Consider the following 22325-nt stretch of genomic DNA (forward strand, 5'->3'; position numbering starts at 1 on the left):
GCAGCATAGGGAGACGTGCGTATGTCCGTTACATCGGAACCGACGACGAGCCTTGCCGCGATCGCCGACGAACTGGCGGGTGCGGACGGGCCCAGCCCCGTGCCGCCGGTGCTGAAGGCGCCGGCTCGCAAGAACAAACCGGCACCCACGGCCAAGGCGGCCACGATCGTATCGCAAGAGTCCGCCACCGTTGAACCTGCCGCCGAACCGGCGGACCGCAGCGCGAAGGAAACCAGCATGGACGAGACGATCCAGTCGACCACCACCACGACCAAGACGATGTTCGCCGAGGCGAGCGAGCGCGCCAAGGCGCAGATGGAAAAGAGCGCCAAGGCGTTTGAGGACATGAACGCTTTCGGCAAGGGCAACGTCGAGGCGATCGTCGAATCGTCGAAGATCGCGGCGCGCGGCTTCGAGCAGATGGGCCAGGATGCGGCGAGCTACATGAAGAGCTCGTATGAGAGCGCGACCGGCATGTTCCGCTCGATGGCGGCGATCAAGTCGCCGACCGAGCTGTTCCAGCTGCAGAGCGACTTCGCGCGCTCCTCGTTCGACGCCTTCGTGGCGCAGAGCTCGCGCTCGACCGAGTCCGCGCTGAAGCTCGCCGGCGAGATCGCGCAGCCGATCTCGAACCGTGTCGCCATCGCGGTAGAGAAGGTAAAGGTCGCCGCCTAAGCGCCCTTTCCTTTCGGGTATTTCGTCACCCCGGACCTGATCGGGCTCCCGCTTTCCGCCGCGACGGTGGAGAGATAGCGGGATCCCGGCTCAGGCCCGGGGTGACGTGCGTTTGGGACCCAGCCATATCCACATTCCGTTCGCCCTGAGTGTGTCGCGAGCGCTGGCGCCTGCGGGCCCGTGCCTCGACAAGCTCAGCACCAACGGTGGGCACGCTTGCGTGACCGGAGCAGGACCGCGCCTCGCCCTCTCCCGTTCACCCTGAGCCTGTCGAAGGGCGTGTCACGAGCACTAGCGTTTGAGGCACGTGTCTCGACAAGCTCAGCACGAACGGCGTGCGAGACGCTCAAATCGCCACCCTCCCCGTTCGCCCCCACACACAGCAAAAAGGGCCCCGGCATCGCTGCCGGGGCCCTTTTCATGTCACCCGAAGGCGAGCCGCTTAGTCGCGGTCGCGGTCGTTCGTCAGGAACGCCGGGGCGAACTCGGGCGCGGGGCCGTCATCGTTGCCACCGCCGTTGCCGCCTTCCGAACGCTCGCGGCGCGGGCCACGGTCACGGCGCGGGCCGCGATCGCCGCCACGGTCGCCGCCGCGATCACCACCACGGCCGCCACGGTCGCCGCCGCCATCGCGACGCGGACCGCGGTCACCACGCTCGCCACGCTCACGCGGTTCGCGCGGCGGACGGGTGTCCTCCAGCTCGGCGCCGGTCTCCTGGTCGACGACGCGCATCGACAGGCGCACCTTGCCGCGCGGATCGATCTCGAGAACCTTGACCTTCACTTCCTGGCCTTCGGACACGACGTCGCCCGGCTTCTCGACGCGCTCGTTCTTCATTTCGGAGACGTGGACGAGGCCGTCCTTGCCACCCATGAAATTCACGAACGCGCCGAAGTCGACGATGTTGACGACCTTGCCGGTGTAGATCTTGCCGACCTCGGCCTCTTCGACGATGCCCTTGATCCAGTTGATCGCGGCTTCGATCTGGCTGTGATCCGACGAGCTGATCTTCACCACGCCCTCGTCGTCGATGTCGACCTTCGCACCGGTGGTGGCGACGATCTCGCGGATCACCTTGCCGCCGGTGCCGATGATGTCGCGGATCTTGGACTTGTCGACCTGCATCGTCTCGATGCGCGGTGCGTGCGCGCTGAGCTCGGTGCGGGTCTCGCCCAGCGCCTTGTTCATCTCGCCCAGGATGTGCGCCCGGCCTTCCTTGGCCTGGTGCAGCGCGGCCTCGAAGATCTCGCGGGTGATGCCGGCGATCTTGATGTCCATCTGCATCGTGGTGATGCCCTCGGACGTGCCGGCCACCTTGAAGTCCATGTCGCCCAGGTGATCCTCGTCACCCAGGATGTCGGACAGGATCGCGAAATCCTTGCCTTCCAGGATCAGGCCCATGGCGATGCCGGAGACCGGACGCTTGATCGGCACGCCGGCATCCATCAGCGCCAGCGAACCGCCGCACACCGACGCCATCGACGACGAGCCGTTGGACTCGGTGATGTCGCTGGTCAGGCGGATCGTGTAGGGGAAGTCTTCCTTGGTCGGCAGCACCGGGTGCAGCGCACGCCACGCCAGCTTGCCATGGCCAACCTCGCGGCGGCCCGGCGCGCCGAAGCGGCCCACTTCACCGACCGAATAGGGCGGGAAGTTATAGTGCAGCATGAAGTGCTGGTACGACAGGCCGTTCAGACCGTCGATCATCTGCTCCGCATCGCGGGTGCCGAGCGTCGCGGTCGCGATCGTCTGCGTCTCGCCGCGCGTGAACAGCGCCGAGCCATGCGCACGCGGCAGGAAGTGCGTTTCCGCCTCGATCGGGCGGATCTGCGTGGTGGTGCGGCCGTCGATGCGCTTGCCGTCCTTCAGGATCGCCTGACGGACGATGTTCGCCTCCAGCTTCTTCACCAGCTTCAGCGTGCCGAGATACTGGGCGGGGTCGCTTTCCTTCAGGTCTGCGAACGCTTCGCGGGCCTTGGCGCGCGCCTCGTTCAGCGCGTTCTGGCGCTGCTGCTTGTCGGTCAGCTTGTAGGCGGCGGCAATGTCCTTGCCGATCGCCTTGTCGAGCTTCTTCATGGTCGCCGACTTGTCGTCGACCTGCGCCAGCTCCCAAGGCTCCTTGGCGGCCTGCTCGGCGAGCTTCACGATCGCCTTGACGACCTCACGGCAGGCATCGTGCGCGAACAGCACGGCGCCCAGCATGATCTCTTCCGACAGCTCCTGCGCTTCGGATTCGACCATCATCACCGCGTCGTAGGTGGCGGCGACGACCAGGTCGAGCTGCCCCTCTTCGACCTGCTTGTCGGTCGGGTTCAGCACGTACTCGCCGTCGACATAGCCGACGCGCGCGGCGCCGATCGGGCCCATGAAGGGCACGCCCGAAATCGTCAGCGCGGCCGACGCGGCGACCATCGCCAGGATGTCGGGCTCGTTCTCGCCGTCATAGCTCAGCACCTGAGCGATGGCGTTGATCTCGTTGTAGAAGCCTTCGGGGAACAGCGGGCGGATCGGGCGATCGATCAGACGCGAAACCAGCGTCTCCTTTTCGGTCGCACCGCGCTCACGCTTGAAGAAGCCACCCGGGATACGACCGGCGGCGGAGAACTTTTCCTGATAGTGCACGGTGAGCGGGAAGAAATCCTGCCCTTCCTTCACCGTCTTGGCCGCAGTGACGGCGCACAGCACCACCGTTTCGCCGAGCGTCGCGATGACCGCGCCGTCGGCCTGGCGGGCAACCTTGCCCGTCTCGAGCGTCAGGGTCTTGCCGCCCCACTCGATGCTTACCGTTTTCTTGTCGAACATTTCGTTTCCTTCACTCCGGCCGCCCTATGCAGCCGGGGCCTGCTTGAGCCAGTCTTGGCTCGTGCCGATCGGGCCTTATTGCCCTGCGGCGTTGCACGCTCGCGTCACACGCGAAGCGCATATGCGAGAAGGGCGCCGCAAGGGCGCCCTTCCGTCATTACTTGCGAAGACCGAGCTTCGCGATGAGGGCGAGGTAGCGATCCCCGTCCTTCTTGCGGAGATAGTCGAGAAGCGAACGACGCTTGTTGACCATCATCAGCAGGCCGCGACGCGAATGGTTGTCCTTGGCGTGGCCCTTGAAATGCTCGGTCAGGTTCCGGATCCGCTCGGTCAGGATCGCGACCTGGACTTCCGGCGAACCGGTGTCGCCTTCGGCGCGGGCGTGATCCTTGATGAGTTCCTGGCGGCGTTCCGCAGTGATCGACATGTGTTTTCCTTCGACATCTTCTACAGGTTGAAGCCGCGGACGACACGACCCTCGCGGGCCTGGACCTCGATCAGCGCCACCGGCACATCGTGCAGGCAGGCGAAATACTGGCCATCGTCGGCAGCGGTCCCGGCCAGAACGCGCCCCTGGCGGAGCGCCCCTGCCTGGTCGGGAGTGAGGGATAGAGCCGGGATGTCGTCCAGCCCCGCCCTCAACGGCAGGAGTAGGTGTTCAAGGGTGCGCGCCTTAGCGGCTTCGCCCAATTTGTCCAGCGATATCGCTTGGGACAGGTCGAACGGACCTGCCTTGGTACGCCTGAGATAGGTGACATGGCCCACCGTTCCAAGGGCGAGCGCAATGTCGCGCGCGAGGGAACGGATATAGGTGCCCTTGGAGACATGCGCGGTCAGCGTCGCCTCCTCCAGCGCGCCCGCCTCAGCCGCAGCGTTTACATCCAGCGAAAACACGGTCACCGCACGCGTCTTGAGAACCACTTCCTCGCCCGCGCGCGCCAGATCATAGGCGCGCTGCCCGTCGACCTTCAGCGCGGAAAAGGCCGGCGGCATCTGTTCGATCGGTCCGGTAAAGTCCGCCAGCACCGCCGCCAGCGCGTCGTGTGTCGGGCGCACATCACTGGTCGCGATCACCTTGCCCTCTGCGTCCAGCGTATCGGTCTGCTCGCCGAAGCGGATGGTAAAATCATACACCTTGTCGCTGTCGAGCATCCGCCCGGCGAGCTTGGTCGCCTCGCCCAGCGCGATCGGCAGCACGCCCGACGCCAGCGGGTCCAGCGTGCCGCCATGGCCGATCTTGGCCTTGCCATAGCCGCCGTCGCGCAGCGCCCGCTTCACCGCGCTCACCCCCTGCGTCGACCCAAGCCCCAGCGGCTTGTCGAGGATCAGCCAGCCGTTCACGCAAACACCTGCGCTAAGGCGAGATACTGGCGCACAAGCCAATCGGCCGGCGGCCCGACCAGTTGCGCGACGATGCTGGCGCTCGGCCAGATCATTGGCACCACCACCAACAGGATGATGATCAGCGGAAAGCCGAACCGCGCAAGCTTCGCCCATTGCGCCGCCAACGGTCGCGGCAGGATCCCCTGCACTACATGCCCGCCATCGAACGGCGGGATCGGCAGGAGGTTGAAGACGGCAAGGAAGATGTTGATCAGCAGGAAGTTGACGAGGTTCGCCAGCACGAACCCCGCGACACCCTGCGGCGGCGCCTCCATCTGGCCGAAGGTGACGCCAATGGCGATCGCCGCCACCGCCGCCAGCGCGAAGTTCATCCCCGGCCCGGCGAGCGCCACCGCCACCATGCCCCAGCGCGGATTGCGCAGCCGGCGATGGTCGACCGGCACCGGCTTCGCCCAGCCGAACACCGGCGCCTTGGCAAGCGCAAGCCCGAGCGGCAGCACGACCGTGCCGATCGGATCGACATGGCGGAACGGATTGAACGACAGACGGTTGAGCTGCGCCGCGGTGGGATCGCCCAAGGCGCGCGCCATCAGGCCATGCGCTACCTCGTGAAACACGATCGCGATGATCAGCGGAATGATCCACACCGCCGCGGCGTAGATGGGATTGTCGGGTGTCATGATGCCGGCGAGATAGGGGGACGAACGGGGTAGCGCCAGCGGCTGTGGCGATACCTACCGTCATGCCGGCCTTGTGCCGGCATCCACTGTTCCGCACGCGCAGGCGCTGGCGGTGCGCGGATCGCTAGGTGTGGGGGTATGCGGCCCGATGGGTGCGGCTCGGTCCTGTAATCATGCTTCGTTTCCAACCGTCATCCCGGACTTGATCCGGGAACCATCTATCCGCGCAAGCTGCCGGCAGGATCATGAAGGCCAGCGCTCGCCGCACCTTGGATCTCGGCGTAAAGCCGGAGTGACGTAGAGGATTTATAGCGACCTCGCCCGGCAAACCGGCAAGCGCATCACCTCACACCGGCACGCCCCCACCCGCCAACGCCGCCACGAAATGCCGCCGGCACAGCGCGACATAGCGATCGTTCCCGCCGATCTCGGTCTGCGCCCCCACCGCGATCGGCTGGCCCGCATCGTCCACCCGCAGGTTCATCGTCGCCTTGCGCCCGCACGCGCACACCGATTTGATCTCCACCAGCGAATCCGCCAGCGCCAGCAGCCGCGCCGATCCCTCGAACAGCGCGCCGCGAAAATCGGTGCGTAGGCCATAAGCCAGCACCGGAATCCCATCGCTGTCGGCCAGCCGCGCCAGCTGGTCGACCTGCGCCGCCGTGAGGAACTGCGCCTCGTCCACCAGCACGCACGCCACCGTCGCCTCGGCATGGCGATCGAGCACGCAGGCGGCGATATTGGTCTGCGCATCGAACATCGTCGCCGGCGCGGACAGGCCGATGCGTGAGGTGATCGTCCCCGTGGCGAAGCGATCGTCGATCGCCGCGGTAAACAGCATCGTCGCCATGCCGCGCTCGCGATAGTTGAAATCGGCCTGCAGCAGGTTGGTCGATTTCCCCGCATTCATGCTGGCGTAGTAGAAATAGAGCTTGGCCATACCGCGCTGTCCTCCATCGCACGGCCCGGCGCCACTGTTTTCCCGTGCGCGGGATACGAACCGCCACCCGGCGATTGTTGGACCGAACCACTGGAGGATTTCGCCGATGCTTCAATCTTATCTGATCGGCCTTGCCGCGGGTCAGCGCGGCATCGTGCCGCTCGCCGCACTGGCAACCGCAGGGCAGCGCGGCACGCTGCCCGCCGATATGCCCCTCGCCAGATTGTTCAGCAATCCGCTGATCGCCTGGGGCGCGATCGCCTTCAGCGCGGCCGAAATGGTCGGCGACAAGCAGAAGACCGCGCCCGACCGGATCGTGCCCATCGGGCTTGCGGTGCGCAGCGTCACCTCGGCCTATGCCGGCGCGGCACTCGCGCCCAAGGGGCAGCGCGTCACCGGCGCCGCCGTCGCGCTCGGCACCGCGCTGGCGGCATCATGGGTGGGCTGGAAACTGCGCTGTGCCTCCATGGCGCACTACGGCCAGACCGCGACCGGCTTCGTCGAGGACGCGCTGGTGCTCGCCACCGGCGTCGCCGCGGCAAACCCATCCCTGGTGAAGCGCGCCGCCTGACAGGCAGCGCGTTCACGCCCTGCACCGCCGGTTTTCGGATCGGCGGGGCGGCGTAAGCCGGCCGGACGCCGGCGCTGCATAAAGGTCTATTCGCCCTCGCTCAGATCGCGCGCCACGGTGGGCGAGCGCAGCAGCTTGTCGATATGGCTGCCCTCGTCGAAGCTCTCGTCGCTCAAGAACTTGAGCCGGGCGGCGTATTTCATCTTCACGCGATGCGCGACTTCGCGCTGCAGATAGGCAGTATTCGTCCGCAGCGCCTTCAGCACCGCTTCCTCGTCCTTGCCCAGCAGCGGCTTCACGAACACCGTCGCATGGCGCAGGTCGGGTGACATGCGCACTTCGGTGATGCTCACCATGTGCGTCGACAGCACGTCGTCATGCACATCGCCGCGCTGCAGGATTTCCGACAGGATATGCCGCACCTGTTCGCCAACGCGCAGCGTGCGAACGGATTTTTCGGGTTGTTCGGTATTCATCTAAAACTCCCTCTCCCGTTCCGCGGAAAGGGCTGGGAGAGGGGCAGTTACCAGATGCTGCCGCTCGTGACTGCCCCTCTCCCCGACCCTCTCCCCGGCGGCGGGGAGAGGGAGATACAGCTTACAGCGTGCGTTCGCGCAGCTCGACCTCGAACGTCTCGAGATAGTCACCGGCACGAATGTCGGTGAAGTTCTGCGTGAAGGTCACGCCGCACTCCAGGCCGGCACGCACTTCGGGGACGTCGTCCTTGAAGCGCCGCAGCGAGGCGATTTCGCCGTTGTAGATGATGACGTCGTTGCGCGTAATGCGCGCCTTGAGCGCCTTGCGGATCGCACCCTCGACCACCAGCAGACCGGCCGCCTTGCCGTGCTTGCCGGCCGAGAAGACGTCGCGGATTTCCGCACGGCCGACGACCGTTTCGAACGCCTCGGGGCCAAGCTCGCCTGCCATGCCGGCGCGGATCTCGTCCACCAGGTCGTAGATGACGTCGTAATATTTCAACGCCACCTGGTGCCGATCGGCGATCTCGCGCGCCTTGGCATTGGCGCGCACGTGGAAGCCGATGATCGGCGCCCCCGATGCGGCCGCCGCATTGACGTCGCTTTCCGTGATGCCGCCGACGCCCGAGTGCAGGATCCGCGCACGGATGTCGTCGGTCGAGATCTTGTTGATCGCGGCGACGATCGCCTCGACGGTGCCCTGCGTATCGGCCTTGACCACCAGCGGATATTCGATCGCCTTGTTCGCCGCCAGCGCGGAGAACATGCTCTCGAGGCTCGCCGGCGCCGCGGTGGTGCGCTTCTGGAGCAGCACGCCCTGGCGGTATTCGGCCACCTCGCGCGCCCGGCTCTCGTTCTCGACCACCTGCAGCTGATCGCCCGCCGACGGCGTGCCCGAGATGCCGAGCACCTCGACCGGCATCGACGGATCGGCCTTCTTGAGCTGACGCCCCTTGTCGTCGACCAGCGCACGCACCTTGCCGCTTTCCGCGCCAACGACGAACACGTCGCCGACCTTCAGCGTGCCGCGCGTGACCAGCACGGTGGCGACCGGGCCGCGGCCCTTGTCCAGCTTCGCCTCGATCACGCTGCCCTCGGCATCGCGGTCGGGGTTGGCCTTCAGCTCCATCAGCTCGGCCTGCAGCTGGATCTTCTCGATCAGCTCGTCGAGCCCTGTCTTCTTCAGCGCAGACACCTCGACGTCCTGCGTCTCGCCGCCCATCGCCTCGACCTGCACGTCATGCTCCAGCAGGCGCTCGCGCACGCGCTGGGCATTGGCATCGTGCTTGTCGATCTTGTTGATCGCCACGATCATCGGCTTGCCGGCCGCCTTGGTGTGATTGATCGCCTCGATCGTCTGCGGCATCAGCCCGTCGTCGGCCGCCACCACCAGCACCACGATGTCCGTGACGTCGGCACCGCGCGCACGCATGGCGGTGAACGCCTCGTGGCCCGGCGTGTCGAGGAAGGTGATCTTCGACTTGTCCTTCAGCGTGACCTGATAGGCGCCGATATGCTGTGTGATGCCACCGGCCTCGCCGCGCACCACGTCGGTGCCGCGCAGCGCGTCGAGCAGGCTGGTCTTGCCATGGTCGACGTGGCCCATGATGGTGACGACCGGCGGACGTGGGCGCAGATCGGCATCGGCATCAGGCGCGGTGTCGAGCACCAGGTCGATGTCGCTGTCACTGACGCGCACCACATTGTGGCCGAACTCGGTGACCAGCAGCTCGGCCGTATCCTGGTCGATCGTCTGCGTCATGGTGACGGGCGAGCCCATCTTGAACAGCGCCTTGACCAGGTCGGCGCCGCGCTCCGCCATGCGGTTCGCCAGCTCCTGCACGGTGATCGCTTCGGGCACCTGCACGTCGCGGACCTGCTTGGCCTGCGGCTCGCGCGGGCCGGTCCAGCCACGCTTTTCCTTTTCGCGTGCACGCTTCAGCGCGGCGAGCGAGCGGGCGCGCGCGCCATCCTCGTTCAGCGCGCGGGTAACGGTCAGCTTGCCGCCACGACGCTCGTCGCCCTTGCGGTCACGCTGCTGCGGACGCGCGGGTGCGGCGTTGTTGCGCGGGGTCGCCTGGCCCGACGGCATGTTGCGCTGCTGCGAAGCGGGCGCGGATGCCGCGGTGGTCGCCGCGGGCTTGGGCTCGGGCTTCGGCTCGGGCTTGGGCTGCGGCTTGGGAATCTCGGGACGGGCGACCGGCGAGAAGCGACGCGGTGCCGGCAGCGACGGATCGCGTGCCAGTTCCACCACCGGCGGCGCCGGCGGGGCGGCGCGCTTGGCCGGCGCAGCGGGTGCGGCGGGCGGCGGCGGCGGCGGGGCCGCAACCGGTGCCGGCTCGGGCGCAGCGGCCGGCGCTTCGGCGGCAGGTGCCTCGGGCTCCGGCGCAGGCGGCGTCGCCGGCGCCACCGGACGGAACATGATCGGCGCGCCGGTCGGCACGGTCAGCTGCGGCGCAGCAGGCGCGGGCTCGGGCGTCGGCTCCGGGGCGGGTGCTTCGGCTGCCACGGGCTCGGCCGCGGCCGGCTCGGGTGCTGCGGCAGCAGCAGCCGCGCGCTCTTCGGCGCGACGCTTTTCGTCCTCGGCGGCGCGCGCACGCTCCGCCTCTTCGCGGCGACGCAGATCTTCCAGCGCCTGCATGCGCTGTTCCTCGGCCTCACGGGCGAGTCGCGCCACGCGCTCCTGCGGCGTCTCGTTGGACGGCGCGCGCTGGGGCGGGGGCGGCGGTGCGGCGGGGGCCGGCGCTGCTGCTGCGGGCTCGGGTGCAGCCGGCGCGGCCTGCTCGGGCGCCTCGCCCGGCTTGCGGAACGTGCGCGCCTTCTTTGTTTCCACGATCACCGTATTGGAGCGGCCGTGGCTGAAGCTCTGCTTCACCTTGCCGGTCTCGACCGTGCGCCGCACTCCCAAAGGCGCGCGCATGCCAAGTTTCGGCTTTTCGTTGTCGGTCTCGCTCACTCAAATTCCTCGTGTGTCGTCACGGCCGGTTCGTGCCCGGAAAGGTCGGGCGCCGATGCGCCTTGCGCGGCCGTTGCGCAAGGTGCGGCAATCAGATCGTCCGTCAAAGCATCGCCTTGACGGGCTTCTGCAGGGTCGGGGCCGATAAAGCGGCGCCAGCGATCGAGCGCGTCGCTCAACCTGCCGGCCGCCATGCGGTCGGTGACGCCGATATGTACCACGTTTTCGCGGCCCAGCGCCATCGACAATATGGGGCGAGGTATCGGCAGAACCAAGCCCCCCAGATCAGATCCTTCGCGGTCGGAGCCGACGCGCCACGCCTGCGCCAGCTTGCGCCGCCCATCCTCCGCGGCGTCGGCCGCATGGTACAGCGCGTGGAGCTTGCCCGCGCGCGCCGCCTCGCCGATCCGGTCGGAACCGGTCAGCACGGTGCCGGACCGCGCCTCCAGCCCCAGCCGGTCGAGCGCGTTGCGCTCCAGCGCAGCCGCGATCAGTTGCACCAGATCGTCAGGCACCGTGAAGTCGCCCGTCTTGAACGCCCGCGCCAGCGCCCCGCGCAGCTTCCCCTTGGCCTGTGCCGCAGCGAGCGCCGCCGCGTCCACTCCAATCCACGCCCCGCGCCCCGGCGCCTTGGCACGCACATCGGGCAGCACACGCCCGTCGGGCGCCAGCACGAGCCGGACAAGCCCGTCTCGCGGCGCCTCCTCACGCGAGAGGATACAGGTGCGGGTGGGATCAGCCACGAGCGCCTCCGTCATGCAGAGCTTGTCCCGGCATCAATCCACCGCCAGTCTCGCCGGCATGAGGGAGCGACAACCGTGCGTTTATATCCTGGCAAGCGGACGGAATGGCACGCTGTACATTGGTGTGACGTCCAATCTCATCGGCCGGCTGATCCAGCATCGCGACGGCACATTCGCCGGCTTCACCGGTCGCTACGGCGTACAACGACTCGTGTGGTACGACGTGGCCGACACTATGGAAGCCGCGATTGCCACTGAGAAGCGACTCAAGAAGTGGCCGCGTCAGTACAAGCTCAACGTGATCGAACGCGAAAACCCGTTCTGGGAAGACCTGGCAATCAGCCTGAGCCTGCCGCCCCTTTAACCACGTCGTCATGCCGGCCTTGTGCCGGCATCCACTCTTCCGCGAGTCCCACGATGGTTGAGTACGCGGGCCGGTGGATGCCGGCACGAGGCCGGCATGACGGACAGAAACCATCGCAGCACCGGACGCACGTATACCGGTACCCACGCGCACCGAGCCACTCCCCGCCACCCGGCGAGAGCACCCAAACCCGACCTGCCGAAGCGCCGCTAGCCGATCATTGCGAGGAACCCGCATGCGCGTCTCCCTCGCTTGTCGCCGCCTTGGGCGCGTCCCGATCGACGATCAGGACGCCGCCGGCGCCGTAATTTTCGGTGGAAACTTCCTCGATCACGACCTGCACCGCAGCCGGGTTCTTGCCCAGCCGCGAGACGAGTGAGGCCGTGACGTCGGCCACGATCCCCGCCTTCTGCTCCTTGGTCGCGGAGCCTGCCATTCTGATCGAGACGAAGGGCATCAGGCCTCGGACGCCTCCTCGGCGACGTCGGCCACCGGCTGCTCGTCATCGGCGAACCAATGCGCGCGCGCGGCCATGATGATCTCGTTGCCCTGCTCCTCGGTCAGGCCATAGCTGCCCAGCACGCCGCCCTTGTGCTCGGGGCGCTTGGGCGCGTCCTCGTTGCGGCGGCGCGGCTCGGCGCGCTTCTTCTCGATCAGCTCGTCCGTCGCGAGATCGGCGATGTCGTCGAGCGTCTTCAAGCCGGCCTTGCCCAGCGTCACCAGCATTTCCTCGGTCAGGTGCGGCAGCTCGGCCACCGCATCCTCCACGCCGAGCGCCTGGCGGGCCTCGCGGTTCGCCTGTTCGCGGCGCTCGATCGCCTCGGCAGCGCGGCTCTGCAGCTCCTGCGCGAGATCCTCGTCGAAGCCTTCGATTGCGGCGAGCTCGTCAAGCTCGACGTAGGCCACTTCCTCCAGCTCGGTGAAGCCCTCTGCAACCAGCAGCTGCGCCAGCGTCTCGTCGACGTCCAGCTCGTTCTGGAACGTCTCGGTCCGCGTGACGAACTCCTGCTGACGCTTCTCCGACGAATCGGTCTCCGTCATGATGTCGATCGCCTTGGCGGTCAGCTGCGAGGCGAGGCGCACATTCTGGCCGCGACGGCCGATCGCCAACGACAGCATGTCATCGGGAACGACCACCTCGATCCGCTCTTCCTCCTCGTCGATCAGCACGCGGCTGACGTTGGCGGGCTGCAGCGCGTTGACGACGAAGGTCGCAATGTCGGGCGACCAGGGGATGATGTCGATCTTCTCGCCCTGCATTTCCTGCACGACGGCCTGCACGCGGCTGCCCTTCATGCCGACGCACGCGCCGACCGGGTCGATCGACGAATCGTGGCTGATGACGCCGATCTTGGCGCGGCTGCCCGGATCGCGCGCGGCGGCCTTGATCTCGATGATGCCGTCGTAGATCTCGGGCACTTCCTGCGCGAACAGCTTCTTCATGAAGTCGGGATGCGCGCGGGACAGGAAGATCTGCGGCCCGCGATTCTCGCGCACCACCTTCAGGATCAGGCTGCGGATACGGTCGTTCACGCGCACAACCTCGCGCGGGATCTGCGCGTCGCGGCGGATCACGCCCTCGGCGCGGCCCAGATCGACGACGATGTGGCCGAACTCTACCCGCTTCACGACGCCGGTGATGATCTCGCCGGCGCGATCCTTGAACTCTTCATACTGGCGCTCGCGCTCGGCATCGCGGACCTTCTGAAAGATGGTCTGCTTGGCGGCCTGCGCCTGGATGCGGCCGAATTCGATCGGCGGCAGCGGATCGACCAGATAGTCGCCGACCACGGCGCCCTTCTGCAGCTTCTGCGCGCCGGCGACGTCGACCTGCTTGTAGAGGTCGTCCACTTCCTCGACCACTTCGACGACGCGCCACAGGCGCAGATCGCCGTTGTTCGGATCGAGCTTCGCGCGGATGTCCATTTCCTGGCCGTAGCGGGTACGCGCCGCACGCTGGATCGCATCCTCCATCGCCTCGATGACGATGCCCTTGTCGATCATCTTTTCCGATGCGACGCTGTTGGCGATCGCGATCAGCTCCGCGCGATTGGCGGTGACGCCGGTGGCCATTACTCGGTTTCCTCTGCTTCGATCTCTTCGTCGGCGCCCTCGGCGGAGAGCGGGACGGTGGCTGCAATCAATTTGTCGGTGAGCACCAGCTTCGCATCGACGATGCGCGCGAACGGCACGCTGGCGACGCTGCCGGTGCGGTTGCGGATCGCAACCTCGTCGCCCGTGACGCTTTCGATCTCGCCGCGGAACTGCTTCTGCCCGTCGAGCGGCGCGTCCAGCGTCAGCTTGGCCTCGTGCCCGGCCCAGTCGGTGTAATCCGACAGGCGCGTCAGTGGGCGGTCGATGCCGGGGCTCGACACTTCGAGGCGGTACGCGCCCTCGATGGGATCGCGGCCCTCCTCCTCCAGCTTGTCGAGCACGTCGGAGATGCGGCGCGACAGGTCGGCGCAATCGTCGATCGTCAGCTGCCGCGTGTCGGGGCGCTCCGCCATCACCTGAAGCGTGCGATCGTCGCCCTTGCCGAACAGCGCCACGCGCACGAGCTCGAACCCGAGCGCTTCGGCTTCGGCTTCGATCAGTCGGTCAAGCGCGGCAACATCCGCCATCGGATCTCCATACACACAGGTTCTTGCCGCCGCGGAGCCAGCCCCGCGACCCCTTGCATCTGGCGATGTAAGAGAAAGCACGCGTGATATAGAGCAGGAGCAGGCCGCGCACAATCCCCCGCCGTCGCCCGGTGATTTGTTACAGGGTGAATTGTTACGGAATGTTGCTCACGCATGGAACGCGCAGCGCCTCACCCTCGTTGGAGATGAAAACCAAGGGAGCGAAGACCATGTTGTGGACCATTGCCGTCATTTTGCTGATCCTGTGGCTGCTGGGCTTCAGCCTGCACATCGCGGGCGGCCTGATCCACATCCTGCTGGTTATCGCGGTCATCGTCGGGCTGGTGCAGCTGTTCTCCGGCCGCCGCGTCTAGGCGCCTGCCGCCGCCCCGGCGAAAGGTCCGGGGTGGCGCCCGCAGGCTAGCCCCGTTCCGCCAGCGCCTTCAGCCTGGCGAGGTCGCTCCTGATCCAGCGACGGTCGCGCGCAAAGGTCTCGTCGTCCATACCGGGCTGACGAAACAGCGTCAGTTGCACCTCGGCGCCGTCGCCGTTGGCGATCACCCGCAGCGGCACGTGCACCGCATCCGCGCCGTCGGGGATCACGCGATGGTCCATGACGCCGAATGCGTTGTTGGCCGTGAAGAACACGCGGATGTCCCCCTCGGCGCCCTTGCCGACCCACGAGTCGCCGTCCTGCCGCAGCGCGAATTCGCTCAGCCCCGACGCCCAGCGCTGGAAATCGGCCGGGCGCCAGAACGCCTCATAGACGTCGCGCCACGGCCGATCGATCGTGACCGACAGGACGATCGCCGGCAGCATCAGTCAGCGAACAACAACACAGGCGTCTCGAGCAGCTTCTTCACCGCCTGGACGTAGCTTGCCGCATCCCAGCCGTCGACCACGCGATGGTCGCAGCTGATCGACAGGTTCATCAGCTTCGCCCGCACGATGTCGTCGCCGCGGAAGACGGGACGCTCGACGATCTTGTTCGGTCCGATGATCGCCACTTCGGGCCGGTTGATCACCGGCGTCGTCGCGATGCCGCCCAGCGGGCCGAGCGAGGTAACGGTGATCGTCCCGCCGCCCAGCTCCTCGGGCTTCAGTTTCTGCGTGCGCGCCGCTTCGGCCAAGCGCCCGATCTCGCTGGCGAGCTGCCAGACGTTCTTGTCCTGCGCGTCGCGGATCACCGGCACGGTCAGCCCGGCATCGGTCTGCGCCGCCATGCCGAGGTGCACCCGGCCCGACCGCGTCACCACGCCCGCCTCGTCGTCGTAACGCGCGTTCAGCATCGGGAAGTCGGGCAGCGTGCGGCAGATCGCGACGATCAGGAACGGCAGCATGGTCAGCTTCGGCCGCTGCCCGCGATTGTCGTTCAGGTCGGCGCGCATTTCCTCCAGCGCGGTCACGTCGATTTCGTCGACATAGGTGAAGTGCGGGATGTTGCGCTTCGACGCCGCCATGTTCTCGGCGATACGGCGGCGCATCCCGATCACCTTGACCTGCTCGTCGTCACGCGCGCGGCTGGCGTGCGGCGCGTGATAGCCCTGCCCGCCGGCGTAGCGCAGATAGGCGTCGAGGTCGGCGTGGCGGATACGGTCGCCTTCCGACACCTTCACCTGGGACAGGTCGACGCCCAGATCCTTCGCGCGCGCCCGCACTGCCGGGGAGGCGAGGATCGGGGTTGTTGAGGCGCTGGCCCCTTCCCCGTTCGGGCTGAGCTTGTCGAAGCCCGTGCCACCAGCGATATCGTTCTTGGCACGCCCTTCGACAGGCTCAGGGCGAACGGCGGTGGGGGCAGGAGCGGCTTCCGTCACTTCCTCGACCCCCGGATTCTCCGCCTCGAACGCCTCGGCCTCGTCCACGCCGCCCAGCTTGTCCTCGACCTCGGCGGCGTCATCAGCCGCCGCGGCCGGCGTCGCCGCCGCATCGGCATCGGTCTCGATCACCACCAGCATCGCGCCGATCGCGATCTGGTCGCCCACCTCTCCGGCCAGCTCAACGACGGTACCCGACACCGGCGATTCCATCTCCACGGTCGCCTTGTCGGTCATCATGTCTGCGATATTCTGGTCTTCCTCGACCCGGTCGCCGACCGCGACGTGCCAGCCGACGATCTCCGCCTCGGCAATGCCTTCGCCGATGTCCGGCAGCTTGAAGGTAAAACGCGCCATTGTTCTTGCTTCCGTTCGTGCTGAGCGAAGTCGAGACACTGATCTCGTAAAACCCCGTCCCTCGACTTCGCTCGGGACGAACGGGGCGGGTGGCCGCAGCCTAGTCTTTCAGGATCTTCTTCAGCGCCATGCCGATGCGCACCGGGCCGGGGAAATACGCCCATTCCAGGCTGTGCGGATAGGGCGTGTCGAAACCCGTCACGCGCTCCACCGGCGCCTCCAGGTGATAGAAGCACCGCTCCTGCACCAGTGCCGACAGCTCCGCGCCGAACCCGCCAGTGCGCGTCGCCTCGTGCACGATCAGGCAGCGCCCGGTCTTCTTCACGCTCTCCTCGATCGTCTCGATGTCGAGCGGCACCAGGCTGCGCAGGTCGATGATCTCGGCGTCGACGCCGAAATCCTCGACCACTTGCGCGCAGACGTGCACCATCGTGCCATAGGCCAGCATCGTCACCGCCTCGCCCTCGCGCACCACCGCGGCCTTGCCGAGCGGGATCTTGTAATAGCCGGTCGGCACCTCGCCGCCCGGATGCTTGGACCAGTTCGCCGCCGGGCGGTCCCAATGGCCGTTGAACGGGCCGTTGTAGATGCGCTTGGGCTCGAAGAAGATCGTCGGATCATTGTCCTCGATCGCGGCGATCAGCAGCCCCTTGGCATCGTACGGCGTCGACGGGATCACCGTCTTCAGCCCGGACACGTGGGTGAAGATGCCTTCCGGGCTCTGCGAATGCGTCTGCCCGCCGAAGATACCGCCGCCAAACGGCGAGCGCACGGTGATCGGTGCGGTGAATTCGCCGTCCGAGCGATAACGCAGCCGCGCCGCCTCGCTCACCAGCTGGTCGAGCGCGGGATAGATGTAATCGGCAAACTGGATCTCGGGCACGGGGCGCAGGCCATAGGCGCCCATGCCCACCGCCACGCCGATGATGCCGCATTCGGTGATCGGCGTGTCGAATACGCGCGTCTTGCCGTATTTCGCCTGCAGGCCGGCGGTGGCGCGAAACACGCCGCCGAAATAGCCCACGTCCTCGCCCATCACCACGACGCCCGCGTCGCGTTCCATCATCACGTCCATGGCGGAATTGATCGCCTGGATCATGTTCATGCGCGTGGTGGCGTCGGCCTGCTGCTCTTCAATCACGTCGGTCATTTGGCTTTCCTGCCCTCGCCACTCCGCAGGAGGGGAGAGGGATACCGGCGCTTGGCGGCAACGCCGCCTAGCAAAGGTTGGGAGAGGGGTGGGCGCCGGGTCGCGGCGCGCGAGCCGTCGGCTCGCTCAACCCCTCTCCCAGCTACGACTAGGCAGCGAGCTGCCAGGTCTGCGCAACCCTCTCCCCTGTCCAGGGGAGAGGGCGAGGCGAGGCTCACTTGCGATCCCACGGCCGCCCACTCTCGGTTTCCTCGTCGATCATCTGCTGGCGCTGCTCGCGCAGATGCCAGGGCATCTCCTCGAACACGCCGTCGAACAGCGTATCGAGCGGCTGGTGCAGGCCGTGGCCCAGGATGCCGTTCTTCTCGGCTTCCTTTTGCGCGGCCTTCACCGCGTCGGCGACTTCCTTGTCCATCGCCGCCTGTCGCTCCTCGTCCCATTCGCCGATCGCGATCAGGTGATCCTTCAGCCGCCGGATCGGGTCGCCCAGCGGCCAGGCCGTCGGCTCGCCGGCGCTGCGATATTGCGACGGGTCGTCGGAGGTGGAGTGCCCTTCGGCACGATAGGTGAAATGCTCGATCAGCGTCGGGCCCTGGTTGGTCCGCGCACGCTCCGCCGCCCATTGGGTGGCAGCATAGACCGCCAGCGCGTCATTGCCGTCGACGCGCAGGCCAGCGATGCCATAGCCGACCGCGCGCGCGGCAAAGGTCGTCGCCTCCGCACCTGCAAAGCCGGAGAAGCTCGAAATCGCCCACTGATTGTTGACGACGTTGAAGATCACCGGCGCGCGATAGACGGTGGCGAAGGTCAGCGCGGAGTGGAAATCGCCCTCCGCCGTCGATCCCTCGCCGCACCAGGTCGCGGCGATGCGCGTATCGCCCTTCGATGCCGACGCCATCGCCCAGCCCACCGCCTGCGGATATTGCGTGGTCAAATTGCCGGAGATCGAGAAGAACCCGAACCGCTTCTCCGAATACATGATCGGCAGCTGCTTGCCCTGCAGCTTGTCGCCCGTGTTCGAATAGATCTGGTTCATCATGTCGACCAGCGGGCAGCCGCGCGCGATCAACAGGCCCTGCTGGCGATACGACGGGAAGCACATGTCGTCGGCGTCGAGCGCATAGGCTTGCGGCACCGCCACCGCCTCCTCGCCCAGCGACTTCATGTAGAAGCTGGTCTTGCCCTGCCGCTGCGCGCGGAACATGCGCTCGTCGAACGCGCGCACCGTCGCCATGTGGCGCAGCATGCGCCGCAGCGTCTCGGGCGACAGCTTGGGATCCCACGGGCCAACGGCCTGGTTGTTCTCGTCCAGCACCCGCACCATCGTGTACACGAGGTCGGTGTACGCACGCGGCTCCTCCGCCGTGTCGGGGCGGCGCGCGGCGCCGGCGGCGGGGATCTCGACATCCGCGAAATCGACGGTGTCGCCGGGGCGGAATTTCGGCTCGGGCACATGCAGCGCGAGCGGGGGCAAATTGCTGCGAACGGCGTCCGCCATGATCTCTCCGGTTAGAAACGCGTCGGCAAAACGCTGGAGCGCGTCTTCGGCCGCCTTGTTATAAAATTTCAAGGCACCGCGCTAGTGGTGGTTTCACCTGAGACGATCTGGGCATCTGGCCAAAATTCTCCACAGGCAGGCCGGTCGGCTACCGGTCGTGGCCAAACACGTCTCGCCGCTTCTGCCGAGTCGGCCGATTGACTCCGCCGGAAATCGGAACAAAATGGGAACACATAGCTTCATCGAGTCGTGCCCGTGTCCTCTCCTGCCATCATTGCCGAGCTGCGTGAAACGCTTCGTGCCATCGAAGGCGACGGATATCGGCGCCGCGAGACGTTGCCCTTTGGCATCCCGCCGGTCGATTCGCGACTGGCCGATGGCGGCCTCCGGCTGGACGCATTGCACGAGGTCGCCGCCGGCACCGCGCAGCTAAGCGACGATGCCGCCGCCACCTTGTTCATGGCGGGCATCGCGGCGCGTGCCTGGGGGCCGGTGCTCTGGGTGGTGCGCCGCCGCGACCTGTTCGCCCCCGGCCTCTACCAGGCCGGCCTGTCCCCCGAACGCGTGCTATATGCCGAGGCGCGCGACGATGCCGAGCTACTCGCGCTGATGGAGGAAGGGCTGCGCCATCGCGGCCTCGGCGCAGTGATCGGCGAGGTAAAGCGCGCCGGCATGGCCGCGACCCGCCGGCTGCAACTGGCGGCGGAGGGCGGGCGCACCATCGCGCTGCTGATGCGCCGCCACCCGCGCGAGGATGCCGATCCGCTGGGCCAGCCGTCCGCCGCGCTGACCCGCTGGCGCATCACCTCCGCCCCATCCGCCCCCGTGCGCCACGGCATCGGCCGGGCGCGCTGGACCGTCGCGCTGGAGCGCCAGCGCGGCGGCGAACCTTTCACCAATTTGATGGAGGCCTGCGATGACACGGGTCGTCTCGCTTTACCTGCCGCACTGGGCGATCGATCGCGTGCGCCGGGCCGAGCGGCGCCGCGCACCGCCGCGGCCTGAACCGGGCACTCCGGCAGAACCCGGGCTCGACCTCGCGCCGCTCGTCGCCGCGGTGGCCGAGGAACAGGTGCTGCAATGCGACGCGCCCAAGAACACCGGCTGGCGCCCCGGCGCCCGCTGGGCACGCTCGGACGCGGCCGCGCCTGCGGACAAGCCCCCCGTGGATAAACCATGGTCGCAATCGACGCGCGCCGATGTCGCGCGCCGGATCGAGGCGATGCCCGCGCACCAGCGCCCGCCGATGCGCGAGATGGGCCGCCGCAGCGAAGCCGCCGACAATCCATTCAAGGCGATGCGCCCGGACGAAGGCGCGCGCCCTGTGCCAACGGCGCTCCCGGTGCGTCCCGATCCGGAGGACGTGCCCGGCAAACGCTGGCGCGGCTTCGACAATCTCGATCCCAACGCCGACGACCGCGCCGCCGCCGCGCTCGCGCGCTGGCGGGCGATGCCCGCGGTCCGCTATCCCGGCGAGGGCCCTCGCCCCGACAAGCATGCGCGCTGCGGCTCCAACGACGCCGGCGCGCAAGTGCCGGGGGTCGCTGCGTTTTTCAACACCGGCCGCACGCTCGGCAGCACCGTGGCACGGGTGTGCACCCCCGCCGCCGGTCGCCCCGAACCGGTCGAAGGGCGCGCCTCCAACGCCACGCCTCGGGCACGCACTTCGACAAGCTCGGTGCGAACGGGAAATGGACACCCCGCCTCCCCGGAAGCGGCACGCCGCCCCTCCTCCTCGTTCGTGTCGAGCGACGTCGAGACACGGGCCACACGCCACTGCGATCAAGGCCGGTCCCTCGACGTCGCTCGGAACGAACGGAAGTCAGAGGCTCCACCTCTCGTCACCGTTCACAAGACCGGCAGCCGCGTCGAGATCGCTGCCGCCTCGCCCGAGGCGCAGGCGCTCGGCCTTGCCCCCGGTACCGCGCTCACTCAGGCGCGCGCCGCCGTGCCCGATCTGGACGTGCGCGATGCCGATCCGGAGGGTGACCGCGCCGATCTCCAGCGCCTCGCCACCGAACTCGCGCGCCGCTGGTGCCCGGTTGTCGCGATCTCTGGCCCGGACGGGTTGTTCCTCGACATCACCGGCACCGCGCACCTCCACGGTGGAGAGGTGGCGTTCGTCCGTCGCCTGCGCCGCCTGCTCGCCCGGCTTGGCATCGCCGCGCAGGTGGCGATCGCCGACACCGCCGGCGCCGCCTGGGCCCTTGCGCGGCAGCGCGCGCCCGCCGCGATCGTGCCCCCGGGTGCGCATGTCGCCGAACTCACCCCACTGTCGATCGCCGCGCTCCGGTTGGACGCGCCCGCGCGCGACCTGCTCGCCCGGCTGGGCGTGGACACGATCGGCGACCTGATGGCGATGCCGCGCGCGCCGCTGGTTCGTCGCTTCGGCCGGACCATCGCGCACCGCCTCGACCAGGCGACCGGCGCCGCGCCCGAGCCGCTCGATCCCGTGGTACCGGTGCAGCCGATCGCCGTCACCCGCCGCTTCGCCGAGCCGATCGCCACGGCGGACGCGATCGGCCATTGGCTCGCCGGTCTCGTCGACGACCTTGCCGTCGAACTCGCCACTGCCGGCCTCGGCGCCCGCGCGCTCGCCTTTGTGGCGGCGCGCGTCGATTCGACCGATCAGGTGATCCGCATCGGCCTCGCCCGCGCCAGCCGCGATCCCGCGCACCTGCTGCGCCTGATCGCCCGCCGGATCGAGGAGATCGAGGTCGGCTATGGCCTCGACGCGCTGACATTGCACCTCGTGCGCGCCGATCCGCTCGGCCCCGAAACGCTCGGCGCGGCGCTCGCTGAACAGCAGGCGCCCGATCTCGCCCCGCTGGTCGATACGCTCGCCAATCGCATCGGCCCCGCCCGCCTGTGGCGCCACCGGCCGGTCGAAAGCGACGTGCCCGAACGCTCGGTCGTGCCGGGCGCACCACTCGATGCCGCTGCCGCCGCGAGCATGCGTCTGAAGCGCGACGACGTGCGCCTGCTCGACACGCGCGCCTCAGACCATCCCTGGCACCAGCGCTGGCCCCGCCCCGCGCGCCTGCTCCGCCGCCCCGAACCGCTCGACCAGATCATGGCCAAGATGCCCGATCACGCGCCCTTTCGCTTCGCCTGGCGAGGGTGCCTGCACATGGTCGCCCGGTCGGACGGGCCCGAGCGCGTCACCGGCGAATGGTGGCGCCGCCCCGGCGAGCGCGACGCCGTGCGCGATTATTTCCGGGTCGAGGATACGGAAGGACGCCGCTTCTGGCTTTTTCGCCGCGGCGACGGCCAACGCGCCGAAACGGGCGACCACCGCTGGTACATCCATGGCACCTTTGCGTGATCCGCCCG

Annotated in this window: 21 protein-coding genes; 6 read left to right on the forward strand and 15 right to left on the reverse strand. The window is 67.8% G+C overall.

Features of this window, described 5'->3' with window-relative positions; all coding sequences use genetic code 11:
• Positions 1-21: 21 nt before the first annotated feature.
• Entirely contained in the window at positions 22-675 is a 654-nt protein-coding gene (locus tag SPDO_RS09005) for a phasin family protein (protein ID WP_088367163.1), read from the forward strand.
• A gap of 442 nt (positions 676-1117) precedes the next feature.
• On the opposite strand, the gene pnp is transcribed toward SPDO_RS09005, so the two are convergent.
• From pnp to SPDO_RS09030, 5 genes are all read right to left on the reverse strand, one after another.
• The gene (gene pnp, locus SPDO_RS09010; RefSeq protein ID WP_088367164.1) at positions 1118-3478 is read right to left on the reverse strand and encodes a polyribonucleotide nucleotidyltransferase; all 2361 of its coding nucleotides are present in this window, start codon (positions 3476-3478) and stop codon (positions 1118-1120) included.
• 157 nt (positions 3479-3635) lie between these two features.
• Positions 3636-3905 carry a 30S ribosomal protein S15 gene (gene rpsO / locus SPDO_RS09015; protein ID WP_046409695.1) on the reverse strand — a complete coding sequence of 90 codons (270 nt, stop codon included), beginning with the start codon at positions 3903-3905 and terminating at the stop codon, positions 3636-3638.
• 20 nt (positions 3906-3925) lie between these two features.
• The gene (gene truB / locus SPDO_RS09020) at positions 3926-4819 is read right to left on the reverse strand and encodes a tRNA pseudouridine(55) synthase TruB (protein ID WP_245829341.1); all 894 of its coding nucleotides are present in this window, start codon (positions 4817-4819) and stop codon (positions 3926-3928) included.
• Complete coding sequence (locus tag SPDO_RS09025; RefSeq protein ID WP_245829343.1) at positions 4816-5502, reverse strand: site-2 protease family protein; 687 nt, start codon at positions 5500-5502, stop codon at positions 4816-4818. Before SPDO_RS09025 ends, truB begins: the two co-directional genes overlap by 4 nt.
• Positions 5503-5848: 346 nt before the next feature.
• Positions 5849-6442, reverse strand: a complete 594-nt coding sequence (locus SPDO_RS09030) for a thymidine kinase (protein ID WP_088367166.1) — start codon at positions 6440-6442, stop codon at positions 5849-5851.
• Positions 6443-6548: 106 nt separating this feature from the next.
• Here SPDO_RS09030 and SPDO_RS09035 point away from each other — a divergent pair, with 106 nt between their 5' ends.
• On the forward strand, positions 6549-7013 hold the full coding sequence (locus SPDO_RS09035) for a DUF4126 domain-containing protein (RefSeq protein ID WP_245829344.1): 465 nt from the start codon (positions 6549-6551) through the stop codon (positions 7011-7013).
• Between the two features lie 86 nt (positions 7014-7099).
• Here SPDO_RS09035 and rbfA read toward each other — a convergent pair whose 3' ends face one another.
• From rbfA to SPDO_RS09050, 3 genes are all read right to left on the reverse strand, one after another.
• On the reverse strand, positions 7100-7489 hold the full coding sequence (gene rbfA, locus SPDO_RS09040) for a 30S ribosome-binding factor RbfA (protein ID WP_088367167.1): 390 nt from the start codon (positions 7487-7489) through the stop codon (positions 7100-7102).
• 121 nt (positions 7490-7610) lie between these two features.
• The gene (infB, locus tag SPDO_RS09045) at positions 7611-10445 is read right to left on the reverse strand and encodes a translation initiation factor IF-2 (RefSeq protein WP_088367168.1); all 2835 of its coding nucleotides are present in this window, start codon (positions 10443-10445) and stop codon (positions 7611-7613) included.
• Positions 10442-11188, reverse strand: a complete 747-nt coding sequence (locus SPDO_RS09050) for a DUF448 domain-containing protein (RefSeq protein ID WP_088367467.1) — start codon at positions 11186-11188, stop codon at positions 10442-10444. Before SPDO_RS09050 ends, infB begins: the two co-directional genes overlap by 4 nt.
• Positions 11189-11201: 13 nt before the next feature.
• Between SPDO_RS09050 and SPDO_RS09055 the strand changes: the two genes are divergently transcribed.
• Entirely contained in the window at positions 11202-11552 is a 351-nt protein-coding gene (locus tag SPDO_RS09055; protein WP_245829345.1) for a GIY-YIG nuclease family protein, read from the forward strand.
• A 217-nt stretch (positions 11553-11769) separates the two neighbouring features.
• On the opposite strand, the gene SPDO_RS09060 is transcribed toward SPDO_RS09055, so the two are convergent.
• From SPDO_RS09060 to rimP, 3 genes are read right to left on the reverse strand one after another with little or no spacing between them, the layout of a single operon-like run.
• Complete coding sequence (locus SPDO_RS09060) at positions 11770-12009, reverse strand: tautomerase family protein (RefSeq protein ID WP_088367169.1); 240 nt, start codon at positions 12007-12009, stop codon at positions 11770-11772.
• On the reverse strand, positions 12009-13625 hold the full coding sequence (gene nusA / locus SPDO_RS09065; RefSeq protein WP_088367170.1) for a transcription termination factor NusA: 1617 nt from the start codon (positions 13623-13625) through the stop codon (positions 12009-12011). The genes SPDO_RS09060 and nusA overlap by 1 nt, the downstream gene beginning before the upstream one ends.
• Positions 13625-14173: a ribosome maturation protein RimP gene (rimP, locus tag SPDO_RS09070; RefSeq protein WP_088367171.1), complete on the reverse strand. Its 549-nt coding sequence runs from the start codon at positions 14171-14173 to the stop codon at positions 13625-13627. The genes nusA and rimP overlap by 1 nt, the downstream gene beginning before the upstream one ends.
• A gap of 230 nt (positions 14174-14403) precedes the next feature.
• Here rimP and SPDO_RS16690 point away from each other — a divergent pair, with 230 nt between their 5' ends.
• Complete coding sequence (locus SPDO_RS16690) at positions 14404-14547, forward strand: lmo0937 family membrane protein (protein WP_143559623.1); 144 nt, start codon at positions 14404-14406, stop codon at positions 14545-14547.
• Between the two features lie 46 nt (positions 14548-14593).
• Here the strand turns inward: SPDO_RS16690 and SPDO_RS09075 are convergent, their stop codons facing one another.
• The 4 genes from SPDO_RS09075 to SPDO_RS09090 all read right to left on the reverse strand — a co-directional run bounded on the left by SPDO_RS09075 (position 14594) and on the right by SPDO_RS09090 (position 18992).
• Positions 14594-14992, reverse strand: a complete 399-nt coding sequence (locus tag SPDO_RS09075) for an SRPBCC family protein (RefSeq protein WP_088367172.1) — start codon at positions 14990-14992, stop codon at positions 14594-14596.
• Positions 14992-16344 (reverse strand): dihydrolipoamide acetyltransferase family protein, encoded by a 1353-nt coding sequence (locus SPDO_RS09080; RefSeq protein ID WP_088367173.1) that lies wholly within the window; start codon positions 16342-16344, stop codon positions 14992-14994. Before SPDO_RS09080 ends, SPDO_RS09075 begins: the two co-directional genes overlap by 1 nt.
• A 100-nt stretch (positions 16345-16444) precedes the next feature.
• The gene (locus SPDO_RS09085) at positions 16445-17449 is read right to left on the reverse strand and encodes an alpha-ketoacid dehydrogenase subunit beta (protein ID WP_088367469.1); all 1005 of its coding nucleotides are present in this window, start codon (positions 17447-17449) and stop codon (positions 16445-16447) included.
• A 259-nt stretch (positions 17450-17708) separates the two neighbouring features.
• On the reverse strand, positions 17709-18992 hold the full coding sequence (locus tag SPDO_RS09090) for a 3-methyl-2-oxobutanoate dehydrogenase (2-methylpropanoyl-transferring) subunit alpha (RefSeq protein ID WP_211280056.1): 1284 nt from the start codon (positions 18990-18992) through the stop codon (positions 17709-17711).
• Between the two features lie 255 nt (positions 18993-19247).
• Between SPDO_RS09090 and SPDO_RS09095 the strand changes: the two genes are divergently transcribed.
• Both SPDO_RS09095 and SPDO_RS09100 read left to right on the forward strand, forming a co-directional pair.
• Positions 19248-19997 carry an ImuA family protein gene (locus SPDO_RS09095; protein ID WP_245829346.1) on the forward strand — a complete coding sequence of 250 codons (750 nt, stop codon included), beginning with the start codon at positions 19248-19250 and terminating at the stop codon, positions 19995-19997.
• The gene (locus tag SPDO_RS09100; protein WP_245829348.1) at positions 19909-22317 is read left to right on the forward strand and encodes a DUF6504 family protein; all 2409 of its coding nucleotides are present in this window, start codon (positions 19909-19911) and stop codon (positions 22315-22317) included. The genes SPDO_RS09095 and SPDO_RS09100 overlap by 89 nt, the downstream gene beginning before the upstream one ends.
• The last annotated feature ends 8 nt before the right edge of the window (positions 22318-22325 follow it).

This window comes from Sphingomonas dokdonensis, from assembly GCF_002197685.1.
GTDB classification, from domain to species: domain Bacteria; phylum Pseudomonadota; class Alphaproteobacteria; order Sphingomonadales; family Sphingomonadaceae; genus Sphingomonas; species Sphingomonas dokdonensis.